General features: G+C 68.4%; 14 protein-coding genes. All 14 read left to right on the forward strand.

Annotation, left to right across the window (positions count from 1 at the left end; translation table 11 throughout):
* Positions 1-62: 62 nt before the first annotated feature.
* The 14 genes from acpP (at position 63) to B1991_RS02230 (ending at position 14,099) form a co-directional block, all read left to right on the forward strand.
* Entirely contained in the window at positions 63-302 is a 240-nt protein-coding gene (acpP, locus tag B1991_RS02165) for an acyl carrier protein (protein WP_007513179.1), read from the forward strand.
* A gap of 233 nt (positions 303-535) precedes the next feature.
* Complete coding sequence (gene fabF, locus B1991_RS02170) at positions 536-1,774, forward strand: beta-ketoacyl-ACP synthase II (RefSeq protein WP_136257066.1); 1,239 nt, start codon at positions 536-538, stop codon at positions 1,772-1,774.
* Positions 1,775-1,785: 11 nt separating this feature from the next.
* Complete coding sequence (locus tag B1991_RS02175) at positions 1,786-3,132, forward strand: aminodeoxychorismate synthase component I (protein ID WP_136257067.1); 1,347 nt, start codon at positions 1,786-1,788, stop codon at positions 3,130-3,132.
* The gene (pabC, locus tag B1991_RS02180; protein WP_136257068.1) at positions 3,132-3,953 is read left to right on the forward strand and encodes an aminodeoxychorismate lyase; all 822 of its coding nucleotides are present in this window, start codon (positions 3,132-3,134) and stop codon (positions 3,951-3,953) included. Before B1991_RS02175 ends, pabC begins: the two co-directional genes overlap by 1 nt.
* Complete coding sequence (gene mltG / locus B1991_RS02185) at positions 3,950-4,987, forward strand: endolytic transglycosylase MltG (protein WP_136257069.1); 1,038 nt, start codon at positions 3,950-3,952, stop codon at positions 4,985-4,987. Before pabC ends, mltG begins: the two co-directional genes overlap by 4 nt.
* Positions 4,984-5,625: a dTMP kinase gene (gene tmk, locus B1991_RS02190; protein WP_136257070.1), complete on the forward strand. Its 642-nt coding sequence runs from the start codon at positions 4,984-4,986 to the stop codon at positions 5,623-5,625. Before mltG ends, tmk begins: the two co-directional genes overlap by 4 nt.
* A complete protein-coding gene (gene holB, locus B1991_RS02195; protein WP_136257071.1) occupies positions 5,622-6,557 on the forward strand; it encodes a DNA polymerase III subunit delta' in 936 nt (311 codons plus the stop codon). The genes tmk and holB overlap by 4 nt, the downstream gene beginning before the upstream one ends.
* Complete coding sequence (locus B1991_RS02200) at positions 6,548-7,552, forward strand: PIG-L deacetylase family protein (RefSeq protein ID WP_136257072.1); 1,005 nt, start codon at positions 6,548-6,550, stop codon at positions 7,550-7,552. Before holB ends, B1991_RS02200 begins: the two co-directional genes overlap by 10 nt.
* Before the next feature lie 89 nt (positions 7,553-7,641).
* Positions 7,642-10,494: a sensor domain-containing phosphodiesterase gene (locus tag B1991_RS02205; protein WP_136257073.1), complete on the forward strand. Its 2,853-nt coding sequence runs from the start codon at positions 7,642-7,644 to the stop codon at positions 10,492-10,494.
* 83 nt (positions 10,495-10,577) lie between these two features.
* Positions 10,578-10,931: a PilZ domain-containing protein gene (locus B1991_RS02210; RefSeq protein WP_136257074.1), complete on the forward strand. Its 354-nt coding sequence runs from the start codon at positions 10,578-10,580 to the stop codon at positions 10,929-10,931.
* Positions 10,932-11,199: 268 nt separating this feature from the next.
* Positions 11,200-11,556 carry an NADH-quinone oxidoreductase subunit A gene (locus tag B1991_RS02215; protein WP_136257075.1) on the forward strand — a complete coding sequence of 119 codons (357 nt, stop codon included), beginning with the start codon at positions 11,200-11,202 and terminating at the stop codon, positions 11,554-11,556.
* On the forward strand, positions 11,547-12,104 hold the full coding sequence (locus B1991_RS02220) for a NuoB/complex I 20 kDa subunit family protein (protein WP_136257076.1): 558 nt from the start codon (positions 11,547-11,549) through the stop codon (positions 12,102-12,104). Before B1991_RS02215 ends, B1991_RS02220 begins: the two co-directional genes overlap by 10 nt.
* An 8-nt stretch (positions 12,105-12,112) precedes the next feature.
* The gene (locus B1991_RS02225) at positions 12,113-12,841 is read left to right on the forward strand and encodes an NADH-quinone oxidoreductase subunit C (RefSeq protein WP_136257077.1); all 729 of its coding nucleotides are present in this window, start codon (positions 12,113-12,115) and stop codon (positions 12,839-12,841) included.
* Between the two features lies 1 nt (position 12,842).
* Positions 12,843-14,099: an NADH-quinone oxidoreductase subunit D gene (locus tag B1991_RS02230; protein WP_136257078.1), complete on the forward strand. Its 1,257-nt coding sequence runs from the start codon at positions 12,843-12,845 to the stop codon at positions 14,097-14,099.
* The last annotated feature ends 160 nt before the right edge of the window (positions 14,100-14,259 follow it).

The following is a 14,259-nucleotide window of genomic DNA, read 5'->3' on the forward strand; positions in this document are numbered from 1 at the left end:
TCTTGAGCCATGCAGTCGGACCGGTACCGACAAACAATCACCCCTTGAGAGGTATGGGCAACATGAGCACCATCGAAGAACGCGTCAAGAAAATCGTCGTCGAGCAGTTGGGCGTGAAGGAAGATGAAGTCACGGCGAACGCTTCGTTCGTGGATGATCTGGGCGCGGACTCGCTGGATACGGTGGAGCTGGTGATGGCGCTCGAGGAAGAGTTCGAGACCGAGATTCCCGACGAAGACGCCGAGAAGATCACCACCGTGCAGCAGGCCGTCGACTACATCAAGGCCCACTCCAAGGACTGATCGGTTCCGGAGGCATGTCCATCCCGCCTGGTGCGCCGCGTGCGAGCCGGCAAGGATGGGCAGCGGTATCGAATGCTGCGCCTGAATGGCGCAGTTTTCGTTTCTGAATTTCGCAACGTCCGAACCCGTATGGTGCATGGCGCATCGTCGGGTGCAGCGGACGACGTACCCGGAATTTGCCGCACCGGCCATCGGTCGGCGGCGGCTTCCCGGGAATAACGTAAGGAACAGGCATGAGCAAGCGTCGAGTAGTAGTGACCGGCATGGGCATCATCTCGCCGGTCGGCAACGACATCGCCAGCGCGTGGGATCGGGTGGTCAAGGGCGAGAGCGGCATCGGGCCGGTCGTCCACTTCGACACCTCGGCCTACTCGACGCGCATCGCAGGTCAGGTCAGCGGTTTCGACCCGGCCGAATGGATGCCGCTCAAGGACGTCAAGAAGATGGACCCGTTCATCCACTACGGCGTGGCGGCGGGCACCCAGGCGCTGCGCGATTCGGGCCTGGAGATCACCGAGACCAACGCGCCGCGCGTGGGCGTGGCGGTCGGCGCCGGCATCGGCGGCCTGTACACGATCGAAGCCACCACGCTGGAGCTGGCCGCCAAGGGGCCGCGCCGCGTGTCGCCGTTCTACGTGCCCAGCTCGATCATCAACATGGTCTCGGGCCAGCTTTCGATCATGTTCGGCCTGAAGGGTCCCAACATTGCCTGCGTCACCGCGTGCACCACCGGCGCGCACAACATCGGCCTGGCCGCACGCATGATCCAGTACGGTGATGCGGACGCGATGATTGCCGGCGGCGCCGAGTTTGCCACCACCGGTACCGCGATGGCCGGCTTCTGCTCGGCCAAGGCGATGTCCACCCGCAACGACGAGCCGACCAAGGCCAGCCGACCGTGGGACAAGGACCGCGACGGCTTCGTGCTGTCCGACGGCGCCGGCGTGGTGATGCTGGAGGAGTACGAGCATGCCAAGGCGCGCGGCGCGCGCATCTATGCCGAGCTGGTCGGCTTCGGCATGAGCGGTGACGCCTACCACATGACCGCGCCCAGCGAAGGCGGCGAAGGCGCGGCGCGCTGCATCCAGACCGCGTTGAACGACGCCGGCCTCAATCCGTCCGACGTGCAGTACGTCAACGCCCACGGCACCTCCACGCCGCTGGGCGACCTCGGCGAGGTGATGGCGGCGAAGAAGGTATTCGGCGATCACGCCTACAAGCTGGCGATGAGTTCGACCAAGTCCACCACCGGCCATCTGCTGGGCGCGGCGGGCGGCGTCGAGGCGATCTTCAGCGTGCTGGCGCTGCGCGACCAGGTGCTGCCGCCCACGATCAACCTGGACGAACCGGGCGAAGGCTGCGATCTCGATTTCGTGGCCAACACCGCGCGCGAGGCGAAACTCGAGGTGGTGCTGTCCAACTCGTTCGGTTTCGGCGGCACCAACGGCACCCTGGCGTTCCGTCGCGTTTGACCGACGCGGGCATGGCTTGCCATCGGCGCCGGCTGGAGGGCCGGCGCGATCTGCTCGCGCCGGCGGCAGCGCTGTCGCAGCGCTATCCCTGTCTGTTGCAGAGCGTGGTGCACGGCAGCGCCCAATCGCGTTACGACATCCTGTTCGCGTTTCCCGGCGAGCGGCTGGAACTGGCTGCCGATGGTGTGTTGCGCGACGGCGACGGCCGCATGCAGTCGGGTCGCTTTCTCGATGCACTGGACAAGGCGTGGCTTGCCGGGCGGCACCCGGCCAGTGCCGACGAGCTGCCGTTCCACGGCGGCTGGGTCCTGCTGCTGAGCTACGAGCTGGCCGGCGAGATCGAACCCCGACTGAAGTTGCCGACCAGCTCCACGCTGCCGGTGGCGCTGGCCGTGCGCTGCCCGGCGGCGATCATCGTCGACCACTTGCATGAGTGCACCTGGCTGGTTGCCGAACCTGGCCGCGAACCGCTGCTGGACCGGCTCGAAGCCGATCTTGCGTTGCCGGCGGCGTGGCCGCGGTTGCCGGCGCTCGAATGCATCGAGGAGGATCCGCCCGGCGACTTCCTCGATGGTGTGCAGCGCATTCACGAACACCTGCGGGCCGGCGACACGTTCCAGGTGAACCTGTCGCGCGGCTGGAGCGCCCGCTACGCGGAGCCTCCCGAACCGGCTGCGCTTTACGACGCCTTGCGCCGGGCCAACCCCGCACCGTTCGCCGGCCTGCTGCAGCAGCCGGGCTGGTCGGTGCTGAGCTCCTCGCCCGAGCGCCTGGTGGAAGTGCGCGGTGGCGTGGCGCAGACGCGTCCGATCGCCGGCACGCGCCCACGGCTGAGTGGCGACGATGAGCATGCGCGCATCCGCGAATTGAGCGCCCATCCGAAGGAGCGCGCCGAGCACGTCATGCTGCTCGACCTGGAACGCAACGACCTTGGCCGCGTCTGCGTGCCGGGTACGGTCGAGGTCGACGAGCTGATGGTGGTGGAGAGTTACGCCCATGTTCACCACATCGTCTCCAATGTACGCGGACGGCTGCGCGCCGGCGTGACGCCGGGCGAGGTGATCGCCGCCACCTTTCCCGGCGGCACCATCACCGGCTGCCCCAAGGTGCGCTGCATGGAGATCATTGCAGCGCTGGAGCGCACGCCGCGCGGCGCCTATACCGGCGCGCTCGGTTACCTGGACTGCAATGGCGACCTCGACTTGAACATCCTGATTCGCACCTTGGCCCTGACCGGTGACCGCGTGAGCCTGCGCGCCGGTGCGGGCATCGTCGCCGATTCGGAAGCTGCCGCCGAGCTGGACGAGACCCGCGCCAAGGCCCGCGGACTGCTGCGTGCGCTCGGGGCGCCGGGCTGATGACGGCGCGGCTGCTGGTCGACGGCGTGGCCGCGGAGCGGGTCAGTGTGCTCGATCGCGGCTTCGGTTACGGCGACGGCCTGTTCGAGAGCATCCGCCTGGTCGGCACGCGCGCGCCGCTGTGGGCGCGGCACATGCAGCGGCTGACGGCCGGTTGCGAGCGCCTGCTGATTCCCGCACCCGACCCGGACCAGCTCTGGCACGAAACGCAGCAGGTCCGGGCAGACATGGCGCATGCGGTGGTGCGTATCACCGTGACGCGCGGCATCGGCGAGCGCGGTTATGCGCCGCCGGCAACGCCGCGACCCACCCGCGTGGTGGCCGCGTTCCCGCCGCCGCCGGTGGGAGAGGCGGCCATCCACGGCGTGCGCATGCGGCTGTGCCGGCTGCGCCTGGCCGAGCAGCCACGGCTGGCCGGCATCAAGCATCTGAATCGGCTGGAGCAGGTGCTGGCACGCGCCGAGTGGAACGATCCGGCGATCGCCGAGGGCGTGCTCTGCGATGGCCACGGCCATGTGATTTCGGCGACCATGGCCAACCTGTTCGCGGTGATCGACGGCGAGTTGCTGACGCCGGCGGTGGATCGCTGCGGCATCGCCGGGGTCGCGCGGGCCGAGGTGCTGGAAGCGACGTCGGTACGCGTGGCCGAGATCCCTCTGGATACGCTCGCCGGGGCCAGCGAGCTGTTCCTGAGTTCGAGCGTGCGCGGCATCGTGCCGGTACAGTCGCTGGAGCGGTGGACCTGGGCACCCGGCGCGGTGGCGCGCCGGCTGCAGCAGCATTGGCGCGATCTGGGATTTTCGATGGAGCAGGGCGGATGAGTTTTCGATCGATGCGCGGGAGAGCGTGGCTGCGCGGCTTGCTGCTGGTGGTGGTGCTGGCGCTTGCGGCAGCGCTGGCGGTGGGCTGGAACGACTATCAGCGTTTCAGCACGGGCGCGTTGAAGGTGTCGCCGCAACAGCAAAGCATCGATGTCGGCCGCGGCACCAGCTTCAAGGGCATCGTCGCCGAGTTGCGGCGACAGGGCCTGACCACGGCCAGTCCGTGGTACTGGCGACTGCTGGCCGAGCAGATGCACGTGGCCGGCAAGCTGCACGCGGGGGAATACGCACTCGCCCCCGGCATCACGCCGCGCCAGTTGCTGGCCGACATGGCGGCCGGCAGGGTCCTGCAGCGCAATTTCACCATCGTCGACGGCTGGACGTTCGCCGAGCTGCGTCACGCGCTGACGCAGGCCGACGTGCTGCAGCACGACACCAGCGGCCTCCACGACGCGTCAATCATGCAGCGCATCGGCGCCGGTGGCGAGGCACCGGAAGGACGTTTCCTGCCCGAGACCTATGCCTACGTGAAGGGCGACAGCGAGCTGGACATCCTGCGTCGCGCCCATGCGGCGATGGAGCGCACGCTGGCGGCACTGTGGCCCGGGCGCGCGCCGGACCTGCCGCTGGCCGACCCGTATCAGGCGCTGATCCTGGCCTCGATCGTGGAGAAGGAAACCGGGCGTGCCGACGAGCGTGCGAAAATTGCCGGGGTGTTCGTCCGGCGCCTGGAAAACCACATGCTGCTGCAGACCGACCCCAGCGTGATCTACGGCATGGGCGCGCGTTACGACGGCAATATCCGCAGGAGCGATCTGACCGCGGACACGCCCTACAACACCTACACCCGGCCCGGCCTGCCGCCCACGCCGATCGCCTTGCCGGGCAAGCCGGCGATCGAGGCCGCCTTGCATCCCGCCGTGGGCGACGCGCTGTATTTCGTTGCGCGAGGCGACGGCAGCCACGTGTTCTCCAGCACCCTGGCCGAACACAATCGCAACGTCGATTGTTACCAGCGGAAGCGTTGCCGATGAATCCCGCGCGCGGCAGGTTCATCAGCCTCGAAGGCGGCGAGGGCGCCGGCAAGAGCACCTTGCTGGCCGGCGTGCTGGACTGCCTGCGCCAGCGCGGCTTGTCGGTGGTGCAGGCGCGCGAGCCGGGCGGCACGCCGGTGGGCGAGGCGGTGCGTGCGATCGTGCTGGACCCGGCGCTGGCCGGGCTGGCGGCGGAAACCGAATTGCTGTTGATGTTCGCCTCCCGCGCGCAGCTGGTGCGCGAGGTGATCGAGCCCGCGCTGGCCGCGGGGCAGTGGGTGGTGTGCGACCGCTTTGCCGATGCGAGTTACGCCTACCAGGGCGGCGGGCGCGGCCAGCCCGTCGCGCGCATCGAGGAACTGGAGCGCTGGGCCTGCGACGGCGTGAAGCCCGATCTCACCCTGCTGCTCGACCTGCCGGTTGCGGCCGGGCGGGCGCGTGCTGCCGGTCGCGGCGAGGCCGACCGCATCGAGTCCGAGGCGGATGCGTTCTTCGAGCGGGTTCGCGCCAGCTACCGCGCCCGCGCCGCGCAGGAACCGGGCCGCTTCCGCGTCATCGATGCCAGCCAGGCTCCCGAACAGGTGCTGCAGGCGGCCACGCGTGCCTTGATCGAATGGCTGGAGAGGTCGGCCCGATGAGCGCCATGCCATGGCATGAAGAACATTGGTCGCGGCTGCAGGCCCGTCGCGAGCGCGGCGCGCTGGCGCATGCCCTGCTGCTGTGCGGCGCCCCCGGCCTGGGCAAGCGTCAGTTCGCGCAACGCTTCGTGCGCGGCCTGCTGTGCACCGAGCCGGTGCGCGGCGAGGCCTGCGGGCATTGCCGGGGTTGCCAGCTGACCGCGGCCGGCTCGCATCCGGATCGGGTGGAGCTGACCTTCGGCTTGCGCCGGGATGGCACGCCGCGGACGGAAATCGTGGTCGACCAGATCCGCGAGCTGTCCGCCCGCCTGGCCCTGCGCAGCCAGCTCGGCGGCTGGCAGGTGGTCACCATCGATCCCGCCGACGCGATGAATGCCGCCGCGGCCAATGCCTTGCTGAAGACGCTGGAGGAGCCGGCGGCGCAAACCATGCTGATCCTGCTGGCCGATGCGCCGTGGCGGCTGCCGGCGACGATCCGCAGCCGTTGCCAGCGGATCGAGTTCCACCTGCCCGAACCGGCTCTGGCGCTGGCGTGGTTGCAGCGCGAAGGCGTTGCCGATGGCCGGGCCGCGTTGACCGCGTCCGGCGGCAACCCCGGACTGGCCATGCAGTGGGCGCGGCAGGGGGCGCTGGAACAGCGCACGGAAGTCCGCCGCGATCTGGCGGCACTGGCCGGTGGGCGCGGTCAGGCAACCGAGGTGGCCAAGCGCTGGCTGGACGACGAACCGGCGCAGCGGCTGTGGTTTGCCGCGCAGGCGGCCGCCGACGAGTTGCGTGCCCGCTCGCTGGGTGACCGCCCGCCGCTGGGCAGCGCGCTGGATGCGACCGCGCTGGGCGACTGGCATGACGCCAGCAACCGCACACGGGACGGCCTGCGCGGTCCGCTGCGGCCGGATCTGCTGCTGCTGGAGCTGTTGTCGCGATGGCGCTGATGACCGGCGCGCCGGTCGACGGCTGGCCGGAATTTACCGCGCGCACCCGCTTGCTGGTGGTGGCGCCCCATCCGGATGACGAAACCCTGGCCACCGGCCTGCTGCTGCAGCAGGTACTGGCGGCCGGGGGCGAGGTGCGCATCCTGCTGCTCACCGCCGGCGGCAACAACCCGTGGCCGCAGCGGGTGCTGGAGCGCCGCTGGCGCATCGGCGCGGAGGATCGGCGCCGTTGGGCGCGGCGCCGCGCGGCGGAGCTGCAGCAGGCGCTGGCCACCCTCGGCATCGCGCCGAATGCCCTGCAAACGCTGGATTGGCCCGACCTCGGCGTCACCGAGCTGTTGTTGCGAGACACCGGCTTGGCGGTCGACGCCGTTCGCGACGCGATCGACCGCTTCAGCCCCGACCTGCTCGCGGTGCCCTCGCTGCACGATCGCCACCCCGACCACAGTGCGGCGCACGTGCTGGTCCGGCTGGCGCTGGTCGGCCACGCGGCCCCGCCGGAACTGCTTGCCTACCTGGTGCACGGTCACGCGGCGGATCGCCGTTCCCGACCCATTTCCCCCACGCCAGCCCAACTCGCCGGCAAACGGGCGGCATTGCAGGCACATCGCAGTCAGCTGGCGCTGAGCGGCCGGCGCCTGCGCCGGCTGGCGGAGCGCGAGGAGACCTTCCTCGAGCCGGACGACCCTTCGCCCTCGGTGCCGACCGCCTTGCCGTGGCGTCCGCCGCGCTGGCTGGGTCCGTGGCTGCGACTGGACGTGGTGAGTCCGGCGGCGACGCAGCGCTGGACCTGGCGACGGGCACCGCTGCGGCGTGGCGCGGATGGTGCGCTGCACATGCCGCTCCCCGCGGCTGGGCGCGCCCAGCCGTGCTTCGTCCGGTTGTGGCTGGATCTGCGCACACCGTGGATCTTCGATCACTGGGGATGGTGCCGGATGGACGTGGCAGAGCCGGCGTCCTTCCCCGGTGTTGCACCCCAGGATCGACCCGGCTAGGTTGCCCTTGGGAGGCCTGCACGGGCAGGCCCGGAGCCAGGCGCCTCGGGGCGCGGCGGGACGGGAACACACTCGGGGAAGCGGACGCGATGCGGGTCAACACGGAGGCCACGGCTGCATCCAGCGAGAGCTACTACGCGGCGCTGTCCGAGATCGGCCAGCTGCTGGTTCGCGCGGTGGAACCCCCGGAACTCTACGACGCCATCATCGAGGTGCTGCAGCGGCGTCTGGGCGCGATGCTGGTGATGATCGGCGAAGCCGACCACGCGGCCGGCTGGTTCCAGCGACTGGCGCCGGTGACGGTGGCTGCGGACATGCAGGACATCTACCCCGAGCAGACTCCACTGTCGCTGGTACGGCCCTCGTTCTGGCGCGGCGTGCCGCAAATCGAGCCCGACCTGCGCCACGTGCCGGGCCTTGAGCGATTGCGCGCAGCCTACGAGCGCCATGACGTGGTCGCCGCGATGGCGATCCCGGTGATGGTGTTCGGCGAAGTGCGCGCCGGGCTGGTGATCCGCGCGTCCGACCCCGCGTATTTTTCGACGCGCTTGACCGAATTGCTGCAGCAGGCCGCCGCCAGCATCGGCTTGGGCCTGGAGGCGCAATCGCAACGCCATCTGTTGCAGCGCTCGGTGCAGCAGGAGGCCCGTCAGCGGCGCGCCTTGCGCCTGCTCAGCGAGATGATCAAGGTGGTCACCCGCAGCCCCGACGAAACCGTGCTGCTGACCGACAGCAGCGACGTGGCCTGCCGCGTGGGCGGTTACCGGTTCGCGTGGATTGGCCTGCTTGCCGAGGATGCAGCCACCACCTTGCGCCTGCACGCGCAGTCCGGCCTGGGCGGTGCGGCGGTACCCGGGGACTGCGTGGCCCTCGACGATCCACGGCATGCCGGTGATGCCGCGATCGGCACCTTGCGCGGCGGTGAACCCTGCGTTCGCCAGTACGCCACGGGCATGGCGCCGGAATGGCCGCTGCAGGGTCCGTCGGAGGTCGGCGCGGTGCTGGCTTTGCCGCTGCGCGTGGAGGACGCGGTGGTGGGCGTGTTCGTGATCGGCGCCAGTCAGGTCGATGCGTTCACGCCGGTGGAGACGCAGGTATTCATGGAGATGGCGGTCGAGCTTGGCCTGGGCATGCAGATGCAGCGGGCCCAGGCGGCGCGCCTGCTTGCCGAACGCGACCTGCGCTTCAACCTGCAGCATGTGCGCACCATCCTTTCCAACCAGCATTCCGGCGTGCTGGTGATGGGCGAGAACGGCCAGGTGAAATTCGCCAACGAGGCGTTCTGCACCCTGTTCGGCCTGACCGAGTCGCCGGCCGAACTGGAGGGCCTGCCATCCGCTGCACTGTACGAGCGCATCGGCCCGGTCTACCGGGAGCCGGAACGCGAACTCGCCCGCATCGCCGCCATCGTGGCGCACAACGAGGAATTGCGCGGGGAGGAGGTGCAACTGGCCGACGGGCGCGTACTGCTGCGCGACTTCATGCCGATCCGCATCGACGGCGTGGCGCAGGGGCGTATCTGGCAACAGCACGACATCACCGAACGGAAGCTGCATGAGGCACGCGTCGAACGCCTGGCGTTCTACGACGTGGTCACCGGCCTGCCCAACCGGCGACTGCTGTTCGAGCTGCTGGAACAGGCGCGCTTGCAGGCCGCTGCCGACGATTCGTTGCTCGCGGTGGGCATCCTGGACCTGGACCGGTTCAAGAGCATCAACGACACCGCCGGCCACAGCGGGGGCGACCGCGTGCTGGCGGAAGCCTCTTCGCGCATCCGCGGCATGCTGCGCGACACCGACGTGCTGGCCCGCTTGGGCGGCGACGAATTCGCGCTGCTGATTCCCGGCCTGGACAGCCGCGAGCAGCTGGACGTGATCAGCCGCTGCATCCTGCAGGCGCTGCGGGTGCCGTTCAACCTGGACGAGGAGCAGTTGTTCCTGTCGGCAAGCATCGGCTGGACCCTGTTTCCGATCGACGGCTCCAACGCCGAGGGGCTGGTCCGCCACGCCGACATGGCGATGTACGAGGCGAAGGAGGCGGGCAAGGATCGCGGCTCGCTGTACGCGCCGGCGATGGAGCTGGAGCAGGTGCGCCTGCAGGCCATGCGCGAACGGATCGCCCAGGCCCTGCAGCACTCGCGACTGCTGCTGCTGTTCCAGCCGATCGTCTACATCGACGGCCTGCCCGGGCTCAACGGCGTGGCCGGGATGGAGGCCCTGCTGCGGCTCAACGATCGGGAGCAGGAGCTGATCGTCCCGGCCAACTTCATGCACGTGCTGGACGACCCGCAGCTGGCGCGGCCGATCGGGCGCTACGTGCTGGACGAAGCGCTGCGCTGCTGCCAGGCCTGGCTGCGCGCCGGCGTGCCGATCCCGGTCTCGGTCAACATCAGTACCCGGCACCTGCTGCACCCGGCGTTCTTCGCCGACATCGATGCCGTGCTGGATGCCTATCCGGACGTGATGGACGTCGGTTTCGGCATCGAGATCACCGAGACCGGGCCAAGCATGGACCACGCGCGCGCCAAGGTGGTCATCGAGGAATGCCGGCGGCGCGGCATCCGCGTGGGGCTGGACGACTTCGGCACGGGCTCGGCGTCGCTGAGCCACATCCAGCAGCTCGACATCGAGCACATCAAGCTCGACCAGAGTTTCGTGCGCGACATCCTGCATGACGACCGCAACATGGCCATCGCCGCCGGCGTGATCACCACCGCGCGCATGCTGGCCAAGGCGGTGATCGCCGAAGGCGTGGAGACGCCGGTGCAGGGCGACCTGCTTGCCTCGCTGGGATGCCACCAGTTGCAGGGCTTCTCGATCTCGCGGCCGATGGCCGCCGCTGCCGTGCCGGCGTGGGTGGCCGGCTGGGTGCCGCCGGCCACCTGGGGCAACCTGGTCAACGAGCGGCAGTCGCTGCTCGCCGGTGAAACGGCCGGGCCGTGACGCGCGGCAGTGCCTGACGCGCGGCGCCGACCTGCTAAGATCGACGCCGTTGACCGGGGTGCAGGCCCGGCGGGGAGCGTGGCATGAAACCGATGGCTGGCCGGCAAGGCATCATCTCGCTGAAGATCAAGGACGCGGCGTCGCTGTACAACGCGTACATGCCGTTCCTCAAGCACGGCGGCCTGTTCGCGCCGACGGCGCAGTCGTATGCCCTGGGCGACGAGGTGGTGCTGCTGGTGACCCTGGCCGACGAGACCGAACGCCTGTCGGTGGTGGGCAAGGTGGTGTGGATCAGTCCGGTCGGCGCGCAGGGCAATCGCACCGCCGGCATCGGCATCCATTTCAACGAATCCAGCGACGCCGAGGCTGCCCGCAGCCGCATCGAGAACATCCTCGCCGGCACGCTCAATTCCGAGCGCCCCACGCAGACCATGTGACCTCGCCGGCCACCCGCGTTGCGCGGGTGGGCGTTAGTTCGCAAAGCAGCAGCCGTCAAGGCTTGTTGTACCCAATCGCACTGATACAATGCATGGATTCGCAAACACGTTTTGCGAAACATCGGGCGCCGGTGGCTTCGATCCGCTGGCGTAGTCGGGGGCCCAGGCCACGCCGATTCACCGAACTGGAGTCGTCGGACCGTGAGCGCTTGATCCAAGTTCCCATCGGTCACTGATGCGCCTGAGCGGCGCGGAGGTAGGTTGCATCGTGCTCGCCGAATACTGGCCCGTCCTGTTGTTCATCGCCGTCGCCGTCGGTCTTGGCGCGGTGTTGCTGGTGGTCGGGCTGCTCGCCGGACCCCGTCGTCCCGAGGCAGAGAAGCTCGCCCCCTACGAATGCGGCTTCGAGGCATTCGAGGACGCGCGCATGCGCTTCGACGTGCGCTATTACCTGCTCGCCATCCTGTTCATCATCTTCGATCTGGAAATCGCCTTCCTGTTTCCGTGGGCGGTGGTGTTCAAGCAGATCGGCCTGATCGCGTTGATCGAGATGGGGCTGTTCCTGCTGTTGCTGGTGATCGGCTTTGCCTACGTGTGGAAGAAGGGAGCGCTCGAATGGGAGTGATCGATTCCATCAGCCGGGTGATGCACAACCCCGAGCCGCTGAACCTGGTCGACGATATCCTGCGTCCGGCCGGCGACAACCCCGTCGTGCAGCGTGGCTTCGCCACCACCAGTATCGACGCGCTGATGAACTGGGCGCGTACCGGTTCGATGTGGCCGGTGACGTTCGGTCTGGCCTGCTGCGCGGTGGAGATGATGCATGCCGGCGTGGCGCGACTCGACCTCGACCGCTATGGCGTGATCTTCCGCCCCAGCCCGCGCCAGTCCGACGTGATGATCGTGGCCGGCACCCTGGTCAACAAGATGGCGCCGGCGCTGCGCAAGGTCTACGACCAGATGCCCGAGCCGAAGTGGGTCATCTCGATGGGCAGCTGTGCCAACGGCGGCGGTTACTACCATTACTCCTATTCCGTGGTGCGTGGTTGCGACCGCATCGTGCCGGTGGACATCTACGTGCCGGGCTGCCCGCCCACGGCCGAAGCGTTGATCCACGGCATCCTGCAGTTGCAGAAGAAGATCCGTCGCACCAGCACCATCGCGCGTCCGTGAGGCCCGACATGTCCGATACCTCCGCGAAGTCGCTGGCTGACCAGCTGGTTGCGCGCTTCGGCGACACGCTTGAAGTCAGCACCGAGCGCAACGAGATCACCGCCGACCTGGCCGGCGCGGACCTGGTTGCGGTGGCGACCGCGCTGCGTGACGAGCCGGCGTTCCGCTTCAGCGAGCTGATCGACCTGTGCGGCATCGACTACCTGGGTTATGGCCAGGTCGAGTGGGACACCACCACGGTCAGCGGATCGGGTTTCTCGCGCGGCGTCGAGGGGCAGGCGCTGGGCCGCTTCAGCTGGGCCGAGCGGCCCAGCGGCGACAGCCAGCCGCGCCGCTTCGCCGCAGTGGTTCAGTTGTTGTCGATCGAGCACAACCGTCGCCTGCGCCTGCGTGTGTTTTGCGAGGACGACACTCTGCCGGTAGTGCCTTCGCTGACCCCGGTATGGCCCGGCGTGAACTGGTTCGAGCGCGAGGCGTTCGACCTGTTCGGCATCATTTTCGAAGGGCATCCGGACCTGCGCCGCATCCTCACCGACTACGGTTTCGTCGGCCATCCGTTCCGCAAGGATTTCCCGCTGATCGGCAATGTCGAGGTGCGCTACGACCCGGAGCAGAAGCGGGTGATCTACGAACCCGTGTCGATCGAGCCGCGCGTGCTGGTGCCGCGCACGATCCGTGACGACGCCGACCTGTTGCAGGCCCGGGCTGAAGCCGCCGACAAGTGGCGGGAGAACTGAGATGGCCCAGGAAATCCGCAACTACACGATGAACTTCGGCCCGCAGCATCCTGCTGCGCACGGCGTGCTGCGCCTGATCATGGAGATGGACGGCGAAACCATCGTGCGCGTCGACCCGCACGTGGGCCTGCTCCATCGCGGTACCGAGAAGCTGGCCGAGTCCAAGCCGTTCAACCAGTCGATCGGCTACATGGACCGGCTCGATTACGTGTCGATGATGTGCAACGAGCACGCCTACGTGCGCGCCATCGAAACCCTGCTGGGAGTCGAGGCGCCGGAGCGGGCGCAGTACATTCGCACCATGTTCGACGAGATCACCCGCATCCTGAACCACCTGATGTGGATCGGATCGAACGCCCTCGACCTGGGCGCGATGGCGGTGATGCTGTACGCGTTCCGCGAGCGCGAGGAACTGATGGACGTCTACGAGGCGGTGTCGGGCGCGCGCATGCACGCCACGTACTACCGTCCCGGCGGCGTCTACCGCGACCTGCCGGCGCAGATGTCGAAGTACCGCGAGTCGCCTTGGCACAAGGGTGCCGACCTCAAGCGCATCAACAGCTGGCGCGAAGGCTCGATGCTCGACTTCCTCGACGCGTTCACCGCGGACTTCCCGTCGAAAGTGGACGAGTACGAGGAGCTGCTCACCACCAATCGCATCTGGAAACAGCGCACCGTCGGCATCGGCGTGATCTCGCCGGAGCTCGCCCAGCAGTGGAGCATGACCGGCGTGATGCTGCGCGGTTCCGGCGTGGAATGGGACCTGCGCAAGAAGCAACCGTATGCGAAGTACGCCGAAGTGGATTTCGACATCCCGGTCGGCGTCAACGGTGACTGCTACGACCGCTACCTGTGCCGCGTGGAGGAGATGCGCCAGTCCAACCGCATCATCCGCCAGTGCGTGGAATGGCTGCGCGCCAATCCGGGCCCGGTGATCCTCAACGATTACAAGGTCGTGCCGCCCCATCGCGAGGTGATGAAGGAGAGCATGGAAGCGCTCATCCACCACTTCAAGCTGTTCACCGAGGGCTATTGCGTGCCGGCCGGCGAAACCTACTGCGCGGTGGAGGCGCCCAAGGGCGAGTTCGGCTGCTATCTGGTTTCCGACGGCGCCAACAAGCCGTTCCGCGTGCATCTGCGCGCGCCCGGCTTCGCCCACCTGTCATCCATGGACACCGTCGTGCGCGGCCACATGCTTGCCGACGTGGTGGCCATGATCGGCACCTATGACCTGGTGTTCGGCGAGGTGGACCGATGAGCGGCGGAATCGGGCATCGGGCACCGGGAATCGACGGGGCGCGCAGCAGCGGCTCCACCCGTCGTGCCTTGAAGAGTCATCGTTGTCATGGAGCCGGGATCGTGATGCGGAGTGGCGTTACCCCATTCCCCGTTTCCCCGTCACCGGCCCCTGAGGTTCA

Source organism: Rhodanobacter lindaniclasticus (genome assembly GCF_004799035.1).
In the GTDB taxonomy this organism is placed as follows: Bacteria; Pseudomonadota; Gammaproteobacteria; order Xanthomonadales; family Rhodanobacteraceae; genus Rhodanobacter; species Rhodanobacter lindaniclasticus.